The organism is Corynebacterium urinipleomorphum, assembly GCF_900155535.1.
In the GTDB taxonomy this organism is placed as follows: domain Bacteria; phylum Actinomycetota; class Actinomycetes; order Mycobacteriales; family Mycobacteriaceae; genus Corynebacterium; species Corynebacterium urinipleomorphum.
On sequence record NZ_LT706965.1, the window covers coordinates 126314 to 147845 of the forward strand.

The 21532-nt window shown below is 61.5% G+C and carries 17 protein-coding genes; 4 read left to right on the plus strand and 13 right to left on the minus strand.

Annotation, left to right across the window (positions count from 1 at the left end):
• Positions 1-149: 149 nt before the first annotated feature.
• Both CZ338_RS07780 and CZ338_RS07785 read right to left on the minus strand, forming a co-directional pair.
• Entirely contained in the window at positions 150-644 is a 495-nt protein-coding gene (locus CZ338_RS07780; protein WP_087117685.1) for a type II toxin-antitoxin system PemK/MazF family toxin, read from the minus strand.
• Positions 645-718: 74 nt separating this feature from the next.
• On the minus strand, positions 719-1417 hold the full coding sequence (locus tag CZ338_RS07785) for a hypothetical protein (protein ID WP_087117686.1): 699 nt from the start codon (positions 1415-1417) through the stop codon (positions 719-721).
• Positions 1418-1520: 103 nt separating this feature from the next.
• Between CZ338_RS07785 and lepA the strand changes: the two genes are divergently transcribed.
• On the plus strand, positions 1521-3371 hold the full coding sequence (gene lepA, locus CZ338_RS07790; protein ID WP_087118195.1) for a translation elongation factor 4: 1851 nt from the start codon (positions 1521-1523) through the stop codon (positions 3369-3371).
• On the opposite strand, the gene CZ338_RS07795 is transcribed toward lepA, so the two are convergent.
• The gene (locus tag CZ338_RS07795; RefSeq protein ID WP_087117687.1) at positions 3372-5216 is read right to left on the minus strand and encodes a BCCT family transporter; all 1845 of its coding nucleotides are present in this window, start codon (positions 5214-5216) and stop codon (positions 3372-3374) included.
• Between the two features lie 63 nt (positions 5217-5279).
• Between CZ338_RS07795 and CZ338_RS07800 the strand changes: the two genes are divergently transcribed.
• Positions 5280-6503: an alpha/beta fold hydrolase gene (locus CZ338_RS07800; RefSeq protein WP_087117688.1), complete on the plus strand. Its 1224-nt coding sequence runs from the start codon at positions 5280-5282 to the stop codon at positions 6501-6503.
• On the opposite strand, the gene CZ338_RS07805 is transcribed toward CZ338_RS07800, so the two are convergent.
• Positions 6473-7354 (minus strand): ribokinase, encoded by an 882-nt coding sequence (locus tag CZ338_RS07805; protein WP_087117689.1) that lies wholly within the window; start codon positions 7352-7354, stop codon positions 6473-6475. The two genes, CZ338_RS07800 and CZ338_RS07805, sit on opposite strands and share 31 nt — an antisense overlap.
• A 143-nt stretch (positions 7355-7497) precedes the next feature.
• Here CZ338_RS07805 and CZ338_RS07810 point away from each other — a divergent pair, with 143 nt between their 5' ends.
• The gene (locus CZ338_RS07810; protein ID WP_087117690.1) at positions 7498-8793 is read left to right on the plus strand and encodes an acid phosphatase; all 1296 of its coding nucleotides are present in this window, start codon (positions 7498-7500) and stop codon (positions 8791-8793) included.
• Here the strand turns inward: CZ338_RS07810 and CZ338_RS07815 are convergent.
• The 6 genes from CZ338_RS07815 to brnQ form a co-directional block, all read right to left on the minus strand.
• Entirely contained in the window at positions 8790-10190 is a 1401-nt protein-coding gene (locus tag CZ338_RS07815) for an ATP-binding cassette domain-containing protein (RefSeq protein ID WP_087117691.1), read from the minus strand. The two genes, CZ338_RS07810 and CZ338_RS07815, sit on opposite strands and share 4 nt — an antisense overlap.
• The gene (locus tag CZ338_RS07820) at positions 10187-10975 is read right to left on the minus strand and encodes an ABC transporter permease (protein WP_087117692.1); all 789 of its coding nucleotides are present in this window, start codon (positions 10973-10975) and stop codon (positions 10187-10189) included. The genes CZ338_RS07815 and CZ338_RS07820 overlap by 4 nt, the downstream gene beginning before the upstream one ends.
• Complete coding sequence (locus CZ338_RS07825) at positions 10972-11904, minus strand: ABC transporter permease (protein WP_087117693.1); 933 nt, start codon at positions 11902-11904, stop codon at positions 10972-10974. The genes CZ338_RS07820 and CZ338_RS07825 overlap by 4 nt, the downstream gene beginning before the upstream one ends.
• Complete coding sequence (locus tag CZ338_RS07830; RefSeq protein WP_087117694.1) at positions 11901-13379, minus strand: ABC transporter substrate-binding protein; 1479 nt, start codon at positions 13377-13379, stop codon at positions 11901-11903. The genes CZ338_RS07825 and CZ338_RS07830 overlap by 4 nt, the downstream gene beginning before the upstream one ends.
• Before the next feature lie 33 nt (positions 13380-13412).
• The gene (locus CZ338_RS07835) at positions 13413-14387 is read right to left on the minus strand and encodes an LLM class flavin-dependent oxidoreductase (protein ID WP_087117695.1); all 975 of its coding nucleotides are present in this window, start codon (positions 14385-14387) and stop codon (positions 13413-13415) included.
• Positions 14388-14463: 76 nt separating this feature from the next.
• The gene (brnQ, locus tag CZ338_RS07840; protein ID WP_087117696.1) at positions 14464-15879 is read right to left on the minus strand and encodes a branched-chain amino acid transport system II carrier protein; all 1416 of its coding nucleotides are present in this window, start codon (positions 15877-15879) and stop codon (positions 14464-14466) included.
• A gap of 358 nt (positions 15880-16237) precedes the next feature.
• On the opposite strand from brnQ, the gene CZ338_RS07845 reads away from it, so the two are divergent.
• Entirely contained in the window at positions 16238-17629 is a 1392-nt protein-coding gene (locus CZ338_RS07845; protein WP_162287326.1) for an HNH endonuclease signature motif containing protein, read from the plus strand.
• Here CZ338_RS07845 and CZ338_RS07850 read toward each other — a convergent pair.
• From CZ338_RS07850 to CZ338_RS07860, 3 genes are read right to left on the minus strand one after another with little or no spacing between them, the layout of a single operon-like run.
• The gene (locus tag CZ338_RS07850) at positions 17626-18672 is read right to left on the minus strand and encodes a phosphotransferase (protein WP_087117698.1); all 1047 of its coding nucleotides are present in this window, start codon (positions 18670-18672) and stop codon (positions 17626-17628) included. The two genes, CZ338_RS07845 and CZ338_RS07850, sit on opposite strands and share 4 nt — an antisense overlap.
• 7 nt (positions 18673-18679) lie before the next feature.
• Entirely contained in the window at positions 18680-20398 is a 1719-nt protein-coding gene (treS, locus tag CZ338_RS07855) for a maltose alpha-D-glucosyltransferase (protein ID WP_087117699.1), read from the minus strand.
• A complete protein-coding gene (locus CZ338_RS07860) occupies positions 20385-21527 on the minus strand; it encodes a MalY/PatB family protein (protein WP_087117700.1) in 1143 nt (380 codons plus the stop codon). Before CZ338_RS07860 ends, treS begins: the two co-directional genes overlap by 14 nt.
• Between the last annotated feature and the right edge of the window lie 5 nt (positions 21528-21532).

The window sequence follows — 21532 nt, forward strand, 5'->3', positions numbered from 1 at the left end:
AGCGACCTAGCCTGAACAGGGAGTGCAGCGCCGCAGCTTGTAGGACCGCGGACCCAAGGTCCTGCCCGCGGTGTACGGTGCCCCAAGTATTCAGCTGGTGCGAATAACGTTCATACCCTAGCAGCCGCCCCGGTCTGCCCAAAATCGCGTCAGCTCCAATTGAAGTGCTTGCGCAGGTGATCTGCGATGTGCTCGAAACGGCGGGCGGGGAAGAGCGCGCCGCGGCGGCGAAGGTCGGTTTCGGGGATGAAGAGAGTCTTGTCCAGCCGGACCCAACAGGGGTCCCCCGTGGGTTTCCATTCCCCACTGCCGATGGGGAGCCAGTCGGAATCGTCGGCATGGTCCTCATTCGCAGAGATGAGCAGCCCGAGGACATCGTGCCTATCTCTGCCAACGACCAGCATGGAACGTTCCTTGAATGGTGAGGTGGGCACATTGAACCAGACCACTTCACCCGGCTCAGCCTGGCCGTCCATGTCGGGGGCGTAGAAAATGCTGCGTGAGATCTCGCCGGTGGGAACGACTCGGGTGCGGGCGGCGCGGCGGCGCTCGCTGGTGGGGGAGTTGCCCATGCGCTCGTTGAGGATCTTCAGCCCTTGGTCCAGCGCCGTCGGCTTCGGGGTAAGGCGCCGCTTGAACTTCATCGTGACCGTCCGCAGTAGAGAAGGGGTGTGGGAATTTAAGGGTAGTGGGTTCAAGGGGGCGTCGACAAGCGTTTTTAAAGGTCTAAGCGATCGATGCTGGACCGTAAATCGGTCAGCGCTTTGGGCTCGCCTGTGTTGCGGGCGAGGCGGGTTTGGGCGAGAGCTTGCTGGGTGAGTGCGCGCCAGTGCTCCGAGCTGAGCGGCAAGTTATTTGCCTGGCAGTAGTTGTACATGCCGATGCATTGGTCCAGCACGTCGTTCTCCTCGGCCGTCATCGTCAGACGGTCGGCGATGAAGACGGGCAGCGCGGCCGCGGGCTCCCCGCCGAATTTCTGGACGAGTTGCTGGTGCGCGGTGACCGGAATCGATTCTGCCGAGCGGTGGCCCAGAAACTGCACGAAGGAGATGACTCGAAAGCAGAAGGCGAAGAGGCCGAGCAAGACACCTGAAAAGATGGCTGGTGCCTCAATCGACGTTCCAGCGGGCACGACGATGAGGAGGACCGCCGCGAGGGTCATCAGGACCGATATTCCGACGCGTCGTAGCGCCGCTGTGGATTTCTTCGTGGCGGGTGGATCCGGGGTGAGGGGCTCTAAGAATTGCGTGAATTCGTCGTAGGTGCGGAACGTGTGCGCGTTCGTGCCGTCGATGAGCTGGTTGAGGTTTTGCGGCAGGACGAAGCGACTGAAGTCTTTGGGGAACAGCTCCACGGCGGCGTTCCACTCGCGGCGCATGGGTTGCGCGCCGAGCCACGGGCTGGGGTGGTCTGTCATCGCGGTTCCTCCTTTATGCCGCTCACCTTACCCCGCGGCGGCGATTGCCCCGCGGGGTTGGGCTCACGGTATGGTGACCTTAGTTTTTTCAGGAGGGATGGCGATGGCGAAGACCAGCACCAATTTCGCGTTGACGACGTTCACGGATCCGGCGCAGATCCGCAATTTCTGCATCATCGCGCACATCGATCACGGCAAGTCGACGCTTGCGGACCGCATCCTCCAGTTGTCCAACGTGGTCGAGGCGCGCGACATGCGCGACCAGTACCTAGACAACATGGATATTGAGCGCGAGCGCGGCATCACAATCAAGGCGCAGAACGTGCGCCTGCCGTGGACGACGGCGGACGGGCAGCAGACGATCCTCCAGATGATCGACACCCCGGGCCACGTGGACTTCTCGTACGAGGTGTCGCGTTCGCTCGACGCGTGCGAAGGAGCAATCCTGCTTGTCGACGCAGCTCAAGGCATCGAAGCCCAAACCCTGGCCAACCTGTACATGGCCATGGAGAACGACCTTGAGATCATTCCGGTGCTGAACAAGATCGACCTGCCCGCGGCGGATCCGGACAAGTACGCCGGCGAGATCGCCCACATCATCGGCTGCGAGCCGGAGGACGTGCTGCGCGTGTCCGGAAAGACCGGCGAGGGCGTACCCGAGCTGTTGGACAAGGTCGTCGAGCTCGTCCCGCCACCGAAGCCTCTCGCCGCGGAAGGTGCCGACGCTCCGGCCCGCGCTTTGGTCTTCGACTCGGTGTACGACACGTTCCGCGGCGTGGTCACCTACATCCGCATGATCGACGGCAAGCTCGAGTCAGGCCAGAAGGTGACCATGATGAACACGGGCGTCACCCACGACATCCTCGAGATCGGCATTGTCTCCCCGACGATGCAGAAGGCAAAAGGTCTCGGCCCGGGCGAGGTCGGCTACCTGATCACTGGCGTGAAGGACGTCCGCGAGACCCGCGTCGGCGACACCGTCACGTGGGCGTCCAAGGGTGCTTCGGAGCCGCTCGACGGCTTCGAGGACGTCAAGCCGATGGTCTATTCGGGCTTGTTCCCCGTCTCGCAGGAGGACTTCCCGGCGTTGCGCGAGAGCTTGGAAAAGCTTCAGCTTAACGACGCCTCTTTGACCTGGGAGCCCGAGACCTCCGTCGCCCTCGGCTTCGGTTTCCGCTGCGGCTTCCTGGGGCTGCTGCACATGGAGATCACCCGCGACCGTCTGGAGCGCGAATTCGACCTGGACCTCATCTCCACCGCACCGTCCGTCACCTACCGTGTCGTGGCGGAGGACGGGACCGAGTCCCTGGTGCACAACCCGTCCGACTGGCCCGGCGGAAAGCTACAGGAAGTCTACGAGCCGGTGGTGAACATGACGTTGATCGTGCCCCAGGAATTCGTGGGCACCACGATGGAGCTGTGCCAGTCCAAGCGCGGCCAGATGAAGAATATGGAGTACCTCTCCGAGGAGCGCGTGGAGTTGCGCTACATCATGCCGCTCGGCGAGATCATCTTCGACTTCTTTGACATGCTCAAATCCCGCACGAAGGGCTACGCCTCCCTCAACTACGAGGAGGCGGGCGAGCAGGAAGCAGACCTGGTCAAGGTGGACATCCTGCTGCAGGGCGAGCCGGTCGACGCATTCTCCGCCATCGTCCACCGCGATTCCGCCCAGTGGTACGGCAACAAGATGACCAAGAAGCTCAAGGAGCTCATCCCGCGCCAGCAGTTCGAGGTGCCTGTCCAGGCCGCCATCGGCTCCAAGATCATCGCCCGCGAGAATATCCGCGCGCTGCGCAAGGACGTCTTGTCCAAGTGCTACGGCGGCGACATTTCCCGTAAGCGCAAGCTCCTGGAGAAGCAGAAGGCCGGTAAGAAGCGCATGAAGTCCATCGGTTCCGTCACGGTGCCGCAGGAGGCATTCGTCGCGGCGCTGTCCACCGACGAAGAATAGCTAGTCCTCTTTCTCGTCCTCGACTTCTTCCTTGGTGTAGCCGTCGTCCCACGTGTCGGTGTCGTAGTCATAACCGACGCGGTTTCCGTGCTCGTCGGAACGCTCGTACCAGCGGGTGTACTTATCGTCGGATGAGTCGAAGTCCTCGCCGGCACCGTCGCCCTCGCGGGCGCGCTGGACGACGAGCTCGAAATTATCTCCGTAGGCCTCGAGGCCGTGCCACACCGCGTACTGCAGAGCTGTGTCGGCGTAGCGGTCGCGGATCGAGTGGGGATCGGTGCGCAGATCCTGGACGAAGGAGAACAGTAGCCCCAGCATCACCACCGAGAACGGCAATGCGATGAGCACCGTCAGCGATTGCAGGCCGGACAGGGCATCTTCGCCGCCGGCGAGCAGCATGACCACCGCGACCCCCATCATGCACAGACCCCAAAACACCGAGACTTTCTTGTTCGAATCGGGGTCGCCTTTGGACGACATTGTGCCCATCACCACCGACGCCGAGTCAGCCGTGGTGATGAAGAAGACGGCCAGAATGCCCACGAGGATGAAGGGGGTGAAGGAGCTGAGGGGGAGGGCGTCGAAAAGCGAGAAAAGCACTTGCTCTGGTGTTGACTCCCCGTCGAATCCCGGGACGCCCTCGCGCGAGAACGAAATCGCTGTGCCGCCGAAAATACTGAAGGCGAGAACGAGGATCGAGGTGGGAACGACCACCGTCATCACGATGAATTCGCGCAGCGTGCGGCCGCGGGAAATCTTGGCCAGGAACGTGCCCACGAACGGCGCCCACGAGATCCACCACGCCCAGTAGAACGCCGTCCAGTCGGACTGGAATTCAAGCGTTTCCTCGCCCCATGACAGTGACCGCGACGCCATGTTGAAGAACTGGTCGAAGTAGTACAGCACGCCCGACGGAATCAGGTTGATCAGTAGCAGCGTCGGCCCGGTGAGGAAGATGAAGACCATCGCCAAGCCGGTCAGCGAAATGTTGATGTTGGACAGAATCCGGATGCCCTTGGACACGCCCGTGACCGCCGAGATGATGAACCCGCCCGTGAGCACCGCGATGATGACCAGCAAGATGGTGGTGCTGATCTCCCAGTCGGTGACGATGTCCAGGCCCTCGCCGATCTGCAGCGCCGCGATACCGAGCGACGCTGCGGTGCCGAACAACGTCGCCGCGACCGCCATGATGTCGATCACGCGGGAAATCGCGCTGCTGTTCTTGTTCTCCCCCTGGATAGACGCGAACAGCGACGACATGAGCAGGGGACGCCCGCGCCGGTACGTGGAATAGGCGATCGCCGCACCGACCAAAGAGTAGATCGCCCACGGGTTGAAACCCCAGTGGAAATTCGACTGCGCGAGCGCGCCGTGCATCGCCTCCTCCGTGCCGGCCTCGGTGGTCAGCGGGGGAGGGTTGAGGAAGAACTCGAGAGGCTCCGACGGCCCGAAGAAGAAAATGCCCACGCCAATGCCGGCGGCGAACATCATGGCGATCCAGGAGAATCGGCTGAACTCCGGTTCCTCGTCGTCCTTGCCCAGCCGGATCTCGCCCATGCGCGTGAACGCGACCACCACGACGAGGACGAGGCACACGACCATCACGATGTTGAACAGCCACCCGGCGTGCTCCATGCCCCAGGCAAAAGCGGTGCTCGCTATCGATGACACGGATTCAGGACTGTAGATGCCCCACCCGATGAACCCCAGAATGAGGGCCGCCGCCACACCGAAAACGACCTTATCCACCCCGAATTCGTACCGTTGCTCCTCAACACTGATGCCCCGGATCAGTCCGGGGTGCATGCCGTCGGGATACTGCGGGTCGCGGTTGTCCGCCATGGTTCTCCTTTTCTCCGGTCATGGACACCTAAGAGTTAAGCAGGTCACGGATATACTCGAGACGTGTTTTCAACGATCATCCCGCCGAACGCTTCCACTAAAGAGCATGAACTCGAGGTCCCCTGGGATAGGTCGAGGCCGGATTTGGGAACCTTCACCCTTTTCTGCCGTGAGTTGTACACGGACGAGTCCCTGCCGCCGCTGCTCTTTCTCCAGGGCGGGCCCGGCAGTCCCGCACCGCGGCTCGTGCAGGGCTGGATCCCGGAAGCGCTGAAACATTACCGCGTCTTTCTTCTCGACGAACGCGGAACCGGCCGCTCCGGAAAAATCGACAAAGGGACCCCTGAGCTGATCCGCCCGGAAATCCTGTCCAAGCTGCGCTGCCCCGATGTCGTGGCGGATGCAGAAGATCTGCGCCGCCACCTCGGCTTTAGCACGTGGGACGTGATGGGAAACTCCTTCGGCGCGCTGTGCACCGCGAGCTACCTGTCGTATGCACCACAAGCCATCAACCGGGCTTTTCTCACCGGGGCTCTACCGCATCTGGGGTGGACCGCCGACGAATACAACGAAATCACCCTCGACCTCGTGGACCAGCGCTGCCAAGAGTTCTACGACGCCGTCCCGTACGCAGAGCAAACCGTCCGAGACGTGTGCGCCCACCTGAACGCGACGGAAGAGTTCCTCCCGACGGGGGAGCGCCTCACCGCGAACCGGTTCCGTTTCATCGGGGTCGCACTCGGCGCGGAATTCGGGTTCACCATGCTGGCCAACCTCCTAGAGTCCCCGTTCTACCGAAACGAGCGACGCCTCCGGAAGGACTTCCTGGCCAACGTGAGCAGCTTTATCAGTACCGAGGCCAACCCACTTTGGGCCGTGGTCCACACAACGCTGATCGGTTCCTCGGATGAGGTGGGCACCTCACGTCTCGCGGCCGACCCGACCTCGTCCGAGCCCTATTACCTCCTGGGTAACCACTTCTTCCGCCACCACTTCGAGGAAGACCCGGCGCTCGTCCCGTTCTTGGATGCCGTCCGCACGATGGACACCTACGACTGGCCGCCTCTCTTCGATGCCGACCAGTTGGCAGCCAACACCGTCCCCGCCACCGTCGCGCTGTACGAGCACGACATGTTCGTCCCGTTCGACATGGCAATCTCAACGGCTGAGAAAATCGGCAATCTCACCGTGTGGACGCACCCGGAGTGGGACCACGATGCCATCTATAACCATGGAAAAGATCTATTCCGCGCCGTTCACGGCAGCTCGTCGCCGCTCCACGGGTAGGACGGCTGCGCGCCGGGGCGGGTCACAGAAAACGCACCCACGCGCGCAGCGAACCGGGCAGCTTCCTCCAGCGAATCGCCCTCTATCAACCGGTGGCACAGCGCACCCGTGAATGCATCTCCGGCACCCACGGTGTCCACCGCTTCGACCTCCGGTGAATCCACCCGGACTACGCCGTCCGGCGTTCCCACCAGCGCACCGGCAGCGCCCAGCGTCACCACCACCGACGTGAACTCCCGCAGCAATTCCTCAATGCACCTCTCCGGGGGACAAGCCCGTCCCAGCACCAGTTGCGCCTCGTGCTCGTTGACGATCAGCGGATCGGCCTTCCTCAGCGCGCCGCGGTCCACATCGATCACCGGGGCGAGATTCACCACTACGCGTCCCGTCGCCAGCTCCACAGCCCGTGCGAACCCGTCCGCAGGAATCTCGCCCTGCAGCAAGACAAGGTCAGCACCGCTCACCACAGCAGCATGCTTATCGACGACACCAGCCCCCACCTCACCGTTCGCCCCCGGCACCACCATCACGGTGTTCTCTCCGTCAGCCGCCACTGTGATCACGGCCAGGCCAGTCGGAGCGTCGAGGGTCTCGAGGGCGGTGAGGTCCACTGCGGCGTCGATAAGCAATTTCTGCGCTTCGTCCGCGTGCGCGTCGTTGCCGATCGCTCCCACGAGAGCCACCGAACTACCCAGGCGTGCGGCGGCGACTGCTTGATTCGCCCCCTTGCCTCCGGGGGTGATGCCGCCCCCGCTTCCCAACAGGGTCTCTCCGGGGGTGGGATGACGGGGGACATTGACGGTCAGGTCGGCGTTGATGGAGCCGACAACGGTGATTCGTGGAGACTGCACAAGGCCACGCTATCTGCGCGAAGAAAATCGCACGAATCCTTAGCCCAGTGTTCACACTTTGGTTACCTAAACAGGTTACGTTAAGTGAGTCATCAGTCCTCTGTTGAATTGTCAGAGTGTTCACATCTCACTCAAGGAGAACCATGAAGCGCGCCTATACCGCTCTTACAGCGTCAGTGCTCACCATCGCACTGGCGTCGCCCATCGCGTCTGCTCAGCCCCTGTCCCACGTCAACATGGATGTGCCCCCCGCTGTCGCGGCCAAGCTGCCGGCTAAGGTCCCGCAGATTCGCGACGCAGGCACCGGTTCCAGTACCGGCCAGGTGCCCAAGCAGGTTCACGGCGCCCCCACCCCGGTTCCCTTCACCCCCGACTACATCGGTGGTTACATCTCCGACATCTCGCCGTACCAGTACGGCATCTACGCTGAGGTCAACCGTCTTTTCCCGTACCTGCGCGACAAGCGTCCCGATGTGATGGACTCCAACCGCGCTCAGGTTGTCAAGATCAACAACGCAGCTGAGTCTGATCCGGTGAAGATCAAGCTCGCTCAGCGTGACGCTGTCGCTTCCTCCGACGAGCTGCTGGTGACTCTGTCTGAGGGCCTCGGCGAGCAGTTCGGCAACGAGTTCCGCAAGGCTCTCGCTGAGGGTCGTCTCCCGAAGACCCAGTTCCTCCTCGGTAACGGCTACCTGGCGCGCACCGGTGGCCTGGCTAGCTCCACCTTCGCCGAGAAGGAGTACTTCAACTACAAGCGTCCATACAAGACCATGCCGGACAAGATCAAGCGCTACAACCCGCCGGGGGAGGACCTCTACCTGTCCTCCAAGTCCTTCCCGTCCGGTCACACCAACCAGGCTGCGCTCGTGACTTCTCTGCTCGCGTACATGGTTCCGGAGGTCGCTCCGCAGCTCCACTACCGTGCTGCTGTCGCTGGTAACAGCCGTATCGTCCTGGGTGTGCACTACCCGCTCGATGTCATCGGCGGCCGCATGTCCGGTCAGGCTGCCGCTGCTGACCGTCTGAACGACCCGAAGATGCGCAACGCTCTCGACCAGGCAGCCAAGGAGCTGCGCGCCGAGATCGAGTGGCGCACCGGCAAGTCCATTGCCCAGCTGGTGGCATCCGACAAGCCGTACGCGCCGACGCAGCACGCGGTTGCTCAGACCACCAAGTGGAACACCTACGACTTCGCGCCGATCTACCACCGCGATGCTCCGATGATCGTTCCGCAGGCAGCTCCGACCCTCATCGCCGGCAGCTTCCCGCAGCTGAACTACGCTCAGCGTGCTTCCATTATCGCCCAGACGGCGGCACCTGCAGGTAACCCGCTGGACTGGCAGGCTGAGGGCGGTTCCTGGCAGCGTGTGAACCTGGCCGCAGCTTCCAGCGCGAAGATCCGCGTGGAGCCGAACGGCAAGGTCACCGTTCTCCGCTAAACCCCCGGAATAGCCCGTAGCAACGACTTCGTGTAGTCGTGCTGCGGGTTTTCCCATACCTGCTCGGTGGGGCCGGTCTCCACGATCCGGCCTTTGTGAAGAACCGCGATCGTGGGGCACACTTGCCTCACCACTGAAAGGTCGTGGGAGACGAAGACGAGGGTGGAGTCGTTGTGGGTGACAAGGTCGTCGATAAGCTCGAGGACCTGCGCGCGCACCGAGACATCCAATGCTGAAACCGGTTCGTCCGCAATGAGGATCTGAGGGCGCGGGGCGGCAGCGCGCGCGATCGAAATCCGTTGCCGCTGTCCGCCGGAGAACTGTCGGGGGAAACGGTCGCCGACACCGTCCAAACCCACCTGCGCCAACACCTCGTCCGCCCGTGCAGCGCCCGCTCCTGTTTCCATTACCGAATCGCGCACGGCCCGCCGCGGATTGAGGGAAGAGTAGGGGTCCTGGAAGACCATCTGCAGATGCCCGTCCACCGTCACCGTGCCTGAATCAGGCTCGTTCAACTGGGAAATGACACGAAGCAGCGACGTCTTTCCCGATCCTGAGCCACCGACAATGCCGATGCGCTCGCCCTTCCGCACCGTGAGCGAAATGCCGTCCAACGCCAGGGTGTCTCCGCGCCGCCACGTCACGTCACGCAACTGGATCACCGGCTCGCCCACGGACCTGACCGCTGCCGGTGCTCCCGGCCGCGATGCCGCCACGAGCTGAGCCGTGTACTCCACTTGCGGATTCCCCAAGTCCGCATCCGGATCCACGATCGCGCCGTTCTTCAGCACGATCACGCGGTCCGTCATCTGCCTGATCACACCGAGGTCGTGGGTGATGAAGAGTAGCGCCATCCCGCGTTCCCGGACGAGTGAATCGAGAAGGCTCAGGATCTGCTGCTGGACCTCGACATCGAGCGCCGTCGTCGGTTCGTCGCAAATGAGCAACTCTGGGTCCCCGGCGATGGCCAGGGCGATCAAGACTCTCTGCCTCTGCCCGCCCGACAGTTCGTGTGGAAAACTCGATGTTCTCTCCACCCCGACTTCTTTCAAGAGTGCACGCGCTTTCTCCAGCGAGCACGCCTCCGCGACTTGTCGCTCGACCGTCATCAGCGGATCCAGCGCTGTCATCGGTTCCTGGAAAATCATGGCGACCTTGGACCCGCGCAGTCTCCTCTTCTTCCTCGGCGAAGAATTGATCATGTCGGCGCCAGATAGCGTCACAGTTCCCCGCGGCTTCAGGCGTTCATCCAGCAGCCCCATGATCGTCAGCGCCGTCATGGACTTTCCGGAACCGGATTCACCGATCAATCCCAGTCGCTCGCCGGGCGCGATGTCGAAAGAAATTCCGTCGAGGATCCCGTCGATGGTCAGGTCCTCGATGTGCACGAGTGTCATCGGTCAGCTCTCCTGTCGGCTACGGCATCGCCCAGCAGGTTGAATCCCAGCACTGTTCCGGCGATAGCCAGCCCCGGCCAGAGAGCCAGGTGCGGGGCAGTGGACAGGTACGCCTGGGAGGCCTGGAGCATTCGGCCCCACGACGCGTACGGAGCAGGGGTACCCAGCCCCAAGAATGACAGTCCCGCCTCAGCGAGAATCGCCAGCGCCAGCGCCACCGACACCTGTACAGCCAGCGTCGCCGTGATGTTCGGGAGCACATGCCGCCACGCAATCAAGAATCCAGGCACCCTAGAGATCCGCGCGGAGAGCACGTAGTCCTGCGCCATCACCTGCATTGTTCCGACGCGTGACACGCGCACGAACCCGGGAATCCCTGCAATACCGATCGCCAGCACCACGATCCACATGGACCCGCCGAACACTGCCGTGAAGACGATGGCCAGCAGCAACGCCGGAAAAGCCAGCACCAGGTCGTTGGCGCGCATGACCAGCAGGTCCGTCCAACCGCGGTTCATGCCGGCAAGAATCCCCAGCGGCACCCCCACCAGCGCCGACAGCGCAACCGCCGCCAGCGCCACAGTCAACGTAGTTTTCGCGCCGTCCATCACGCGGCTGAGCACGTCTCGGCCGTACTGGTCAGTACCGAACCAATGGGACCACGACGAACCTTGCAGTCTCTCCGCAGGTACCGCATGAACTGGGTCATAAGGAGTCCACACCACCGCAACGACCGCCGCGAGCACAGCTAGCCCCACGAGAATGAGGCCGGTTGCTTTTCTCATGTTTGCCTCCTTAACCGGGGATCGATGAACCGGTACAGCAGGTCGACCACCAGTGTGACTGCCAGGGTGAACACCACGAGCAGCATCATCAGGGTTTGGACGGTGGTGAGGTCGCGGGTGGACACCGCGTCGAGAAGCATTGTGCCCAGGCCGGGGAGCGCGAAGACCCGCTCAATGACCACTGCGCCGACAATGAGCGTGGTGAACTGCAAGCCCGTCACAGTCAGCACCGGAAGAAATGCATTCCGTAGAGCGTGCCTGTACAGCGCCTGCCGCGTGGACAGGCCGATGGCGCGGGCGGTGCGCACATAATCCTTGTCCAGCTCCTCGTTCACCGCGCTCCTCACATACCGGGTCAAGATCGCGGCCTGAACCAGACTGAGCGCCACCACCGGAAGAACTAGATGCGCGAGGAATTCCCCGAACCCCGCGTTCGGCGGCACCCAGCCGTTCGCCGGCAGCCACCCCAGCCACACGGAAAATACGGCGACAGCAAGAATGCCCACCAAAAAGCTCGGCACCGCGATACCGACCTGCGTCAATGCAGACACGAGCGCCGTATCCCACCTGCCGCGGCGCCGCACCAGATAGGTGCCGAGCGGAATCGCGATCGCCATGGATAAGACCATCGCGCTCACCGTCAGGATCAAGGAGACTTGCATCCGGTCGATCACCAGGGGAGTGATGTCTTGTTTGCTGGTCAACGAGGTCCCGAATTGACCCGTCAGCATTCCGCCGACCCAATCGACATACTGTCTCACCAGCGGCTGGTCTGTTCCGAGTTGGTGCGATAGCTCCGCGACGTCCTCGTCCGTCGCCGTCACGCCGAGCGCGATCCGCGCCGGGTCGCCCGGCACCGCGCGCAAAAGCAGAAAGATTATCACGCTCGCGGCGAACAGCATCCCGAAAAATCGGCCCAACGCTTTCATTTCTTTGTCACCCCCGCGAGGTCGAGCCCGTCGGTGACCACGTTCGGGTCCACACCCTCCACGCCGGGGGCGGTGACGACAATATTGGGCAAATTGGCCAGAGTCAGGGCACCCGCATCGCCCATGATCGAATCGACTGCTTTCCGCATGAATTCGGTCTGCTCTTCCGGCGTCCCGGCATCCGCACTCGCGAAGTCGTCCCGCACTGTCTGCGAGTCAAACCCCAAGTAGTAGTCCGGAGAAAACAGCTGCGGCATATCGCGAGGCTCGACATGGGCGATCAACGAGGCTTGATAATCCGCCTGTTTGAGCACCTGGTTCAACCACACAGCCGGAAACTCGACGGTCTTCAGCTCCACCTGGAAGCCGACATCCCGCAACTGCGAGAAAATCAACTCCGCAGCATCCTGAGCATACGGAAGCGAGGGCACCGTTACGGTCACCTCGGGGTTTCGCCCCGCCAGCAACTCTCTCGCCTTGTCTGGGTCGAACGGAAAATAGTTCTTTTCCGTGAACCAGGGGTCGCTCGGAGCCACGGGAGCTCCGCCGGTATCTGTAGCCATGCCGGACCACACGACATCATTGAGAGCTTTCCGGTCGATCGCGTATGCCGCAGCTTTCCGCACGTCCGGATCGTCGAATGGAAAAGTCCTGTTATTCAAACTCAACAGCACTTCACCGTTTGTAGTGCCCACCTGCACGTCAAAAGAATCGGGCAAATTTTGCAGCATTTCCGGAGCTTGCAGGCCCCACAACACATCCACATCGCCCACACGCAAAGCATTCACAGAAGAAACAGCATCCGAGAAATACCGGATCGCAGCATCCTGCCGCGCGGGCTCGCCCCAGTAGTCTTCGCGCGCGTCGAAAGAAATAGACTCGCCGAGCGCGAAATGGTCCACCACGTACGGCCCTGTTCCCACAGGATCGGTAGCCAGCTTATCGACGCCCCCCGGCGCCATCATCGCCCCCGTCAACGTCCCCATCGACCACAACCAACTATTGGATGGAGAAGATAACCGAACCTTTAGCGTCAGCCGATCCACTACATCAACGTCCTCTACCGGAGACATCTGCTCGGAAAGTCCGTTGGTCCACTTCTCCTTCACGTAGTTGATGGAAAAAGCGGCTGTCTCAGCATTGAACGCCTCGCCGTTCGAGAATGTCACGCCATCTTTCAGGTGGAACGTGTACTCGGTCCGGTCCTCGCTGACATCCCAGCTTTCAGCGAGGAAGGGTTGGGGCTGGCCGGAGGCGTCGATAAGCACGAGCGTCTCGTAAACATTGTTCATGAGCGCCTGCGGAATCGCGGCACCTCCCGTCGTTGTGAAATCGAGGGAGGCCGGCGCCGATGTCGTGCCGACGACCACGCTGCCCGGCTCGATGCGGCCAACGTTCGACGCCGTGCTACCGGCGGAACATGCAGCCAAAAACCCGGCTGAAAGTACCGTGACAACGGCACCAAGTGCTCTCATGCAGCAAAACACTATTCATGCGCTGCGGCGATCTCAAGCTTCCGCGAGGATCTCCATGGACCGGAGAACTTCCTCATGAGTCGGGGACTGGAATGAAAGCATCAACTCGTCTGCCTGAGCGTGCCGAGAGAACTTCTCCAAGTAGTCCACGACCTGCTCGCCGGTGCCTTCCGCCGTGTAGCGCAACATACCCACAATCTGATGGCCTTGGGGGGAGTTCATCACTGAGTCGAGCTGCTCCTCGGTGAGCGAACGTCCTTGGCGTCCGAGCAGCGCTTTGACCCGCGCACGGTGCACCAACTCAGTTTGGCGGGCGGCGTCTTCCGCGCTTTCCGACGCCGTCACGTTAACCGCAGCAATCACGTACGGCTCAGCGCAAACATCCGACGGCTGGAAGTTCTCGCGGTAGTACCGGGTCGCCTCCTCAAGGTGCGTCGGCGCAAAGTGGGACGCGAAAGAATAGGGGAGTCCCAACTTGGCCGCGAGGGTAGCGCCAAACATTGAAGAACCCAGAATATAAATCGGGACATTAGTTCCCGCGCCTGGCACCGCGGTCACCCCCGGAATCACGGAGCGGCCAGCCAAGTACCCCTGCAACTCCACGACATCGTTGGGGAAATTTTCAGCCGCCATCGGGTCGCGCCGGAGAGCCCTCCCGAGCGTGTTCTGGTCCGTGCCGGGCGCACGTCCCAAACCGAGATCAATACGGTCGGGGTACAGCTCCGCGAGTGTGCCGAATTGCTCCGCAATCACGTACGGAGAGTGATTAGGCAGCATAACGCCGCCAGCACCGAGACGAATCTTCTCGGTCTTGGCGGCGATATGCGAGATCAGCACCGCCGGCGACGACGAAGCGATCGACGGCATGTTGTGGTGCTCGGAATACCAGACGCGGTCGTACCCCAGCTTCTCCGCTGTCTGGGCCAACTCCACTGAGCGGGCCATTGACTCACCTGGAGTCTCATCGTCACGGACAGTGCAGAAATCCAGCAGAGAAAGCGGGGTCATGGTGGTCCTTCCGGTGCATCGGGAAAACTTTCACCCGATGCAACACCCCGGAAGGCTATGTCATTCCACCCGTGGGTTATGCGTTGTGGGCCTCAGCCTCTTCGAGGGTCTCACCCTCGACAGTGCGCTGCGTGCCGATTTCCAAAGGAGCGTGCGGCTTAGCAAAGTCAATGATCACACCGATGATGAACGCCACTGCAGTCGGCAGCAGCCAGCCCAAGTCGTTGGCCTGCATCGGCGACCAGTCGACGATCGGGGACAGCGCGTCCGCGCCCCAGCCCAGCGAAATGAAGGTGGAAATCAGGGACCAAGCCACTGCGACCCAGATCGGCAGGAAGAAGCCCCAGCGCAGGCGAGTGCGACGGCGGAACAGCGGCTCAATGAGGGTGACAAAGATCAGGGCAATCGCCGGCGGGTATAGGAAGCCCACCACAGGGCCAGCGATGGAGATGACGAAGTCAAGGCCCTGGGTCGCCATCAAAGCGGAAGCAACGGCGAAGATGATCGCCCACGTCCGGTAAGAGCCTGCGAACTGCTCGGAGAAGTACTCTGCGGTGGAGGTGATCAGTCCGATGGCGGTGGTTAGGCACGCGAGGACGACGATCAGGGCGAACACGGTCTGGCCGGGGCGGCCCATGAGCTGCAACGCGGAGTCGGCAAGCAAAGGTGCTCCCGAGTCGTACTGGGACGCGTCCGGCATCGCGCGGCCGATCAAGCCCAAGCCGATGTAGATTAGCGCGAGCAAGATGCTGGCGCCGACACCCGCGAGAATGGTGCCGCGAACCAGCGGCTTGCCCTCAGCGAAACCCTTATTGCGCAGGGATGAGATGACCACGATGGAGAATGCAAGCGCGGCGATCGAGTCCATGGTCAGGTATCCCTCGAGCACGCCTGCCGGGTACGGGTTGGACGCGTACGTTTCGCTCGGCTGGTAGTGCTGGTTCGTCATGGTGAACAAAGCCATGCCGATCATGATGACCAGGAGCAGGACCAGTACCGGGGTCAAGAATTTACCCAGGGTGTCTGTAATACGCGTCGGGTTCCACGAGAGAGCGAGCGCGATACCGAAGAAGACGATATTGAAGATTGCTGCGCTTGCAGTGCTGTCCCAGCCGAACAGCGGGGTAACGGCCACCTCGAAAGACACCGCACCAGTGCGCGGCAGAGCGTAGAAAGCACCGATGGACAGGTACGCGAGGACAGGGAAGACGACGCCAAAAATGGTGCCGGCACGCTGCGCGAGGTCGCGCACGTTCGAACCGGACAGGGCGATAGCGACAACAGCCAACACAGGCAGCAGCGCACCGGTGGTGAGGAAGCCGAGAATCGCCGGCCAGAAGTTGTCGCCTGCCTGAACAGCAAGCATCGGCGGGAAGATGAGGTTGCCTGCTCCGAAGAACATCGAGAAAAGCGCGAGTGCCGTGAACAGAATTGCACTATTCGACGGCCGCTTGCCGGTTCCGTTACCGGCCGAGGAAACAGCTGTTGACATGGAGCCTCCAGGGTGTGGGCGGGAAAATGATAGGTCTCACCCTAGCATTCCGCTGTATGAGATCCATGTTTTAGTAGTTGGAATCTTCGAGAGCTGCGGAAGGTTGCTTTCGCAATGTTTTCGGGCTGGGGCTCTTCGAATCGAATGGATCTGTATCCGAGAATGATCTGCGCGATGAGTACATGTTATCGAAGATGTGTTCGAATAATGCGGAATTGATTCTCTGGGATAACGGGGTTGTGTCCGGGGCGTGTGCAATGATGTTCGCACAGTCGTTCTAGAACGGTTGTAAATGGGTGCAAGGAGCGAACGTTCAAGGGAGGAGTCAACCGTGAGTGCGCCTGCAAAATTGCCCGAAATGGTACCCGGAGCGTTCTTCGCCAGCGAGAACCCTGAGGATCCATTGTCCGCCGCGGGTGCGGATCTTCGGCGGAGCCAATACGCGATTTTCGGCGAGTACGCCAAGCACGACATTTTCATGGGGTCCCGCGACCTAGATGCGGAAGTGACCAGTGTGAGCGTGAGCACCGGTCTCACTCCCCGCGATGTAAAAGAGGGGATTTTCGCCTACATGACTTTGCAGCAGCTGCCGCGTCTTCGTGCGCTCCAAGACGCGGTACAGCGGTTGGATATCAGGCGTCTTTGTGTGATTGAGAAGACCTTGAATCGAATGGGCAATGACGCCGATCCGGAGCATTACGCCGAGATCGACAACCTGCTCGTCGGTTTGTTCACTGCGGAGAGCCCCAACCAGCAGCTTCCTACCCCGTATATGATCACGTTGAAACTCAACCAAATGCTCGCCACCCTGGATTGCTCGGTGGCGTTCGACCGGGAGAAAAAGAAGAAGCGTGGGGAGTCGCCGCCTGGTTTTGGTCATCTTGATTTCCATCCGGACCCGTCTGGGGTGGGGTTAGCTGGACTCACATTTTCCGCGGACAATGTCTCTATGTCCGCCGTCAGGGCCTCCATTACCGCCACCGCCCGCAAGCACGGGCTCTCAGATTCGGACGTCGCATTCAAACTTCTCACCGGCCGCATCGCCGCTGAGCTTCCAGCCACAATCTTTGCGTACGCGCCGAAGACACCTGACGGAACTCTCGACCCGACGAAACCGGTTTTTCTCCCGGGGTTCGGGTGGTCCGGCGCCGTGGGCACCGAAATGTTCCATTCCTTCAATATCAGCGTCATGGACCTCGAAGGGGCCGCCGCGCATACCGTCGCCGGTTACGTCGCTCCCGACAAGGTCAAAGCATACGTACGGGGACGCGACGGAACATGCATCTACCCCGGATGCGACAGGGAAGCCTGGAGCTGCCAGCTCGATCACCGCATTCCCTACGACGAGGGCGGCCAGACTAACGCGGACAATCTCTTCTGCCTGTGTCAACACCACCACAACATGAAGACGGACCGTCTGGCCTTCTACATTCCGGACCCGGTGACAGGCGAGATCATCTGGTTGTTCTCCGACGGAACCTACGCGCGGGTCGATCCGAACGGAATCATCGCCGACCAAATCACTCCGACGAACCCGAAATGGTCCCGCTCCCTCGACGATGTGAAGAGACTGAAACGGGAAAACGCCCGGTTCTTTGCCAAATGCCACAAGGTGCTCGACGAATTTGAGGAGGATTTCGATTATCAGGGGTGCCTGAACAAGCTCCTCGAGTTGGAGGAGGAATTCGGGTTACGGTTCCCGTTCCACCCGGAGCCGCCTCCGCGCTACGAGCCGCCGCCGGAAATCTAGGACAATTCGCGGATCGCAGTGAGCGGGATCTCAACCCAGTCGGGCCGGTTGTTCGCCTCGTACACCACTTCGTACGCGGCTTTGTCGGCGATATAAGCGTCGAGAATCGGGTCACGTTCGATGCCGTATCCAGCAAGCAGCTTATCGACGTCAGCTCTTCCCCCCATCGCCTCCGCATACCCGAAGGAACGCACCATCCCGGCGACATCACGAAGCGGGTGGTCGGGGAGCCGACGCTGCTCGAGGGGCCGGGCCGGTTCACCCTCGAAATCGATCAGGTACCAGCGATCCGCCAGGAGAGTTTGTCCTAAATGTAGGTCGCCGTGAATCCTCTGGATTTCGACGGCATCGTCCGGGATGCGGGCATAAATATCCCGAAGTGTGTCCTCGAAAGCAGAAAGTGCGTCGGTCTGCTGCAGGATCTCGTCGAGGTGGTTGTTGAGGGAATCGCGGATGTGGGCCCCAGGTACTTCGGTGGTGCGGAATTTCTTTGCAAGATCTTCGTGCACTGTCCGGATCGCGGCGCCGAGAGTTTCTTCATCCTCGAGGCCGGGGTCGAGCGCCAGTTGGAAGCCGTCGCGGCCGCCAGTGATGAGTTGCTGCATCATGGCCAGGGTGCGGCCGTCCCGGGTGATGTGGCCGCGGACTCCGGCGACGTGAGGGCAATCGGAGATCTCGGAGAGGAGCTCCACGTCGGGGTTCAGGCCTTCTTCGAGCTTGCGGAAAACCTTGAGGATCCAACGTTGGTCTACTACAAGCGAAGTATTCGACTGGTCAGCACCGAGCGGAACTGCAATATCACCTGACATGTCGCCGGAGATTTCGCCGAAATCGTGCAGGTGCTCGAGATAAGTTTGGGCACCGCGATCAGTGTTGAGAACGTCCACGTCGTCGGAGACGAGGACTTGATAGAGGTCGACGTTGCCGTGGTCCACCTCAATGATCTGCCAGGAGGAGGAACCGACGGGGATTTCGGCGACAACCTGCTGGTTGAGGATTTGTTCTGATTTTGAGCCGTAAAAGCGCGTGTTTTTCAGGTCCATGGTGAGCCTAGGAGATATCGAACCAGAAGTGGCCGTGCGGAGCGAGGGTGACCAGCCAAGGAAGTTCACCGATGGCGGGGAACTCGACGTTGCCGGACAGCTCGCGGGGAACTGAGCCTGCTAGGTGGGAGAGGTGCATCTCCACCGGTTGGGGACGTGAGCTCATGTTGTTGACGCAGAGGATGCGCTCGTCTTCGTATTCGCGGATGAAAGCGAGCACCTGGGGGTTTGAGTGTTGGACTTCTTGGTAGTCGCCGCGGCCGAAGGCCTTGTATTGCTTACGGATGTGCACGTGCTCCCGGACCCAGTGAAGGAGGGAGTTCTCTCGGTCCATCTGGGACTCGACATTGACGGCTTGGTATCCGTAGGTGTCGTTGCGGATGGAGGGGAGATACAGGCGCTCGGGGTCGGCAGTGGAGAAACCGCCGTTGCGGTCGGCGTTCCACTGCATGGGGGTGCGCACGCCGTCGCGATCCGGGAGCCAGATGTTGTCACCCATGCCGATTTCGTCGCCGTAGTAGAGGAACGGGGATCCGGGGAGGGAAAGAAGGAGAGCGTGTGCGAGCTCCAATCGGTCGCGGTGTCCGCCGAGGAGCGGGGCGAGGCGGCGGCGGATGCCCACGTTGGCACGCATGCGCGGGTCGGTGGCGTAGTTGGTGTACATGTAGTCGCGCTCATCCTCGGTGACCATTTCGAGGGTCAGCTCGTCGTGGTTCCGTAGGAAGATACCCCACTGGGCGGACTCGGGAATGTCGGGGGTCTCGCGCAGGATATCGATGACCGGCTGAGCTTTTTCCTGCCGGATACCCATGAAGATGCGGGGCATGACTGGGAAGTGGAAGGCCATCTGGCACTCGTCGCTGTCGCCAAAGTACTGGACGACCTCGTCGGGCATTTGGTTGGCTTCGGCGAGAAGGAAACGGCCGGGATACTCTTCGTCGAAAAGCGTGCGGACGCGTTTGATGAAGTTATGGGTTTCGGGGAGGTTCTCGCAGTTGGTGCCTTCCCGCTCGTAGAGGTAAGGGATGGCGTCGAGGCGGATCCCGTCCATGCCGAGGTCGAGCCAGAACCGGATGACGTCGATGACGGCATCCTGGACGTCCGGGTTGTCGTAGTTGAGGTCCGGCTGGTGGGAGAAGAAGCGGTGCCAGAAGTACTGCTTTCGCACCGGATCGTAAGTCCAGTTGGACTCTTCGGTGTCGATGAAGATGATGCGCGCGTCCGAGTATTCGGTCGCGGTGTCGGACCAAACGTAGAAGTCGCCGTAGGGGCCTTCTGGGTCGCGGCGGGATTCCTGGAACCACGGGTGGGAATCGGAGGTGTGGTTGATGGGGAAGTCGGTGATGATGCGGATGCCGCGCTTGTGGGCGGCGTCGACAAGCGAGACGAAGTCCTCGACGGTGCCGAATTCGGGGAGGACCTTGCGGAAATCGCGGATGTCGTAGCCGCCGTCGCGCAGTGGGGAATCGTAGAAAGGCGGGAGCCACAGGCAGTCGACGCCGAGCCACTGCAGGTAGTCGAGTTTGTCCTCGACGCCCTTCAGGGTGCCGGAGCCGGAACCGTCCGGGTCGTAGAAGGCGCGGACGAGCACTTCGTAGAAGACGGCATCTTTGTACCACTCGGGGTCGGGGCGCTGCCAGGGCTCGTTACCGGGGGCCGGGGCGGGCGCGCCGTATTCGCTGGCGTCCGCCTCGATCAGAAAACCTTGCTCGTCAGTGGATTCCATGACCCCCAAGGATAGCGCTGGAAATGCGGTTGAGGGCGTCCTCGAGAATGATTTGGCTAGTGGCGAAGTTCAGGCGGGCGTGGTGGGCGCCCCCGGGGCCGAAGGTGACGCCCTCATTCAGCGCGACTTTCGCTTCTCGACGAATCCACGCCGCCGGCTTTTCGTCCTTGATCGCAGTGTCACTGAAGTCGAGGAACATGAGGTACGTGGCGGACGGTTCGGTGAACTGGATGCCGGGGACAGCTTCGGGAAGGTTCTCGACGAGGAAGTCTCGATTGGACTTGAGGATTTCGAGCTGGGCGTCGAGGGCCTCTTTTCCTTCCTCGTAGCACGCCTGGGCGGCGATGATGCCTAAAGTTCCGGTGCCGTCTTTGGCAACGCCGGTCAGGGAGTTCCAGGTCTTCACGTCGTCTTCATTACTGAAGATGATCTGGGCGCATTTGAGGCCGGCGATGTTCCAGGCCTTGGAGGTGGCGGTGACGGTGATGCAGACGTTGGCGGCGGTGTCGTTGACACCAGCGGCGCAGATGTGCTGGCCTTCGTAGACGATGGGGGCGTGGATTTCGTCCGAGAGGACGCGTGCACCGTATTTGTCGGCGATGGCGCAGAGCTGGGCGAGTTCTTCAGCGTCGAAGGTGTAGCCCCACGGATTGTTCGGGGAGGCGAGAAGGATAGAGCCGGCACCGTTCTTGAAGGCGGCTTCGATTTCCATCATGTCGAGGCCGTCTTTGGCGCCGACCTCGACAAGCTCGCGGCCAGCGGTCACCGGGATCTCCAGGAATGGCGGGTAGGCGGGAACAGGAACGACGACGGGGGAACCAGGTTTGGTGAAGTACTGAACAGCCAGGAGCATGCCTCGCACAACATCGGCGACGGGGAACACCCACTCCGGGTTCGGGCACCAGCCGTATCGATCGGCATAGAAATCGCTCACTGCGCCACCGAGGTTGTGGAAAGCGGGGGTGTAACCGAACGCTTCCCGGTCGACGGCATCTTGGATCGCGCGCTTCACCGGCTCAGCGGTGGGGAAATCGCTCTCGGCGACCCAGAGGGGAATGACATCGTCCCCGTACTGGGTCCACTTGCGGGTGCGGCGGGCGCGGAGGGTCTCAAGATCTGGAAACTGCATGGCCC

Bases quoted from the DNA above. Each gene is read 5' to 3' on its own strand.
- CZ338_RS07835 (WP_087117695.1), bottom strand. From the start codon at position 14,387: ATGACCCCGCTTTCTCTGCTGGATTTCTGCACTGTCCGTGACGATGAG.
- CZ338_RS07795 (WP_087117687.1), bottom strand. From the start codon at position 5,216: ATGGCGGACAACCGCGACCCGCAGTATCCCGACGGCATGCACCCCGGA.
- treS (WP_087117699.1), bottom strand. From the start codon at position 20,398: ATGGAATCCACTGACGAGCAAGGTTTTCTGATCGAGGCGGACGCCAGC.
- CZ338_RS07825 (WP_087117693.1), bottom strand. From the start codon at position 11,904: ATGAAAGCGTTGGGCCGATTTTTCGGGATGCTGTTCGCCGCGAGCGTG.
- CZ338_RS07830 (WP_087117694.1), bottom strand. From the start codon at position 13,379: ATGAGAGCACTTGGTGCCGTTGTCACGGTACTTTCAGCCGGGTTTTTG.
- brnQ (WP_087117696.1), bottom strand. From the start codon at position 15,879: ATGTCAACAGCTGTTTCCTCGGCCGGTAACGGAACCGGCAAGCGGCCG.
- lepA (WP_087118195.1), top strand. From the start codon at position 1,521: ATGGCGAAGACCAGCACCAATTTCGCGTTGACGACGTTCACGGATCCG.
- CZ338_RS07820 (WP_087117692.1), bottom strand. From the start codon at position 10,975: ATGAGAAAAGCAACCGGCCTCATTCTCGTGGGGCTAGCTGTGCTCGCG.
- CZ338_RS07850 (WP_087117698.1), bottom strand. From the start codon at position 18,672: ATGGACCTGAAAAACACGCGCTTTTACGGCTCAAAATCAGAACAAATC.
- CZ338_RS07810 (WP_087117690.1), top strand. From the start codon at position 7,498: ATGAAGCGCGCCTATACCGCTCTTACAGCGTCAGTGCTCACCATCGCA.
- CZ338_RS07815 (WP_087117691.1), bottom strand. From the start codon at position 10,190: ATGACACTCGTGCACATCGAGGACCTGACCATCGACGGGATCCTCGAC.
- CZ338_RS07785 (WP_087117686.1), bottom strand. From the start codon at position 1,417: ATGACAGACCACCCCAGCCCGTGGCTCGGCGCGCAACCCATGCGCCGC.
- CZ338_RS07860 (WP_087117700.1), bottom strand. From the start codon at position 21,527: ATGCAGTTTCCAGATCTTGAGACCCTCCGCGCCCGCCGCACCCGCAAG.
- CZ338_RS07780 (WP_087117685.1), bottom strand. From the start codon at position 644: ATGAAGTTCAAGCGGCGCCTTACCCCGAAGCCGACGGCGCTGGACCAA.
- CZ338_RS07845 (WP_162287326.1), top strand. From the start codon at position 16,238: ATGGTACCCGGAGCGTTCTTCGCCAGCGAGAACCCTGAGGATCCATTG.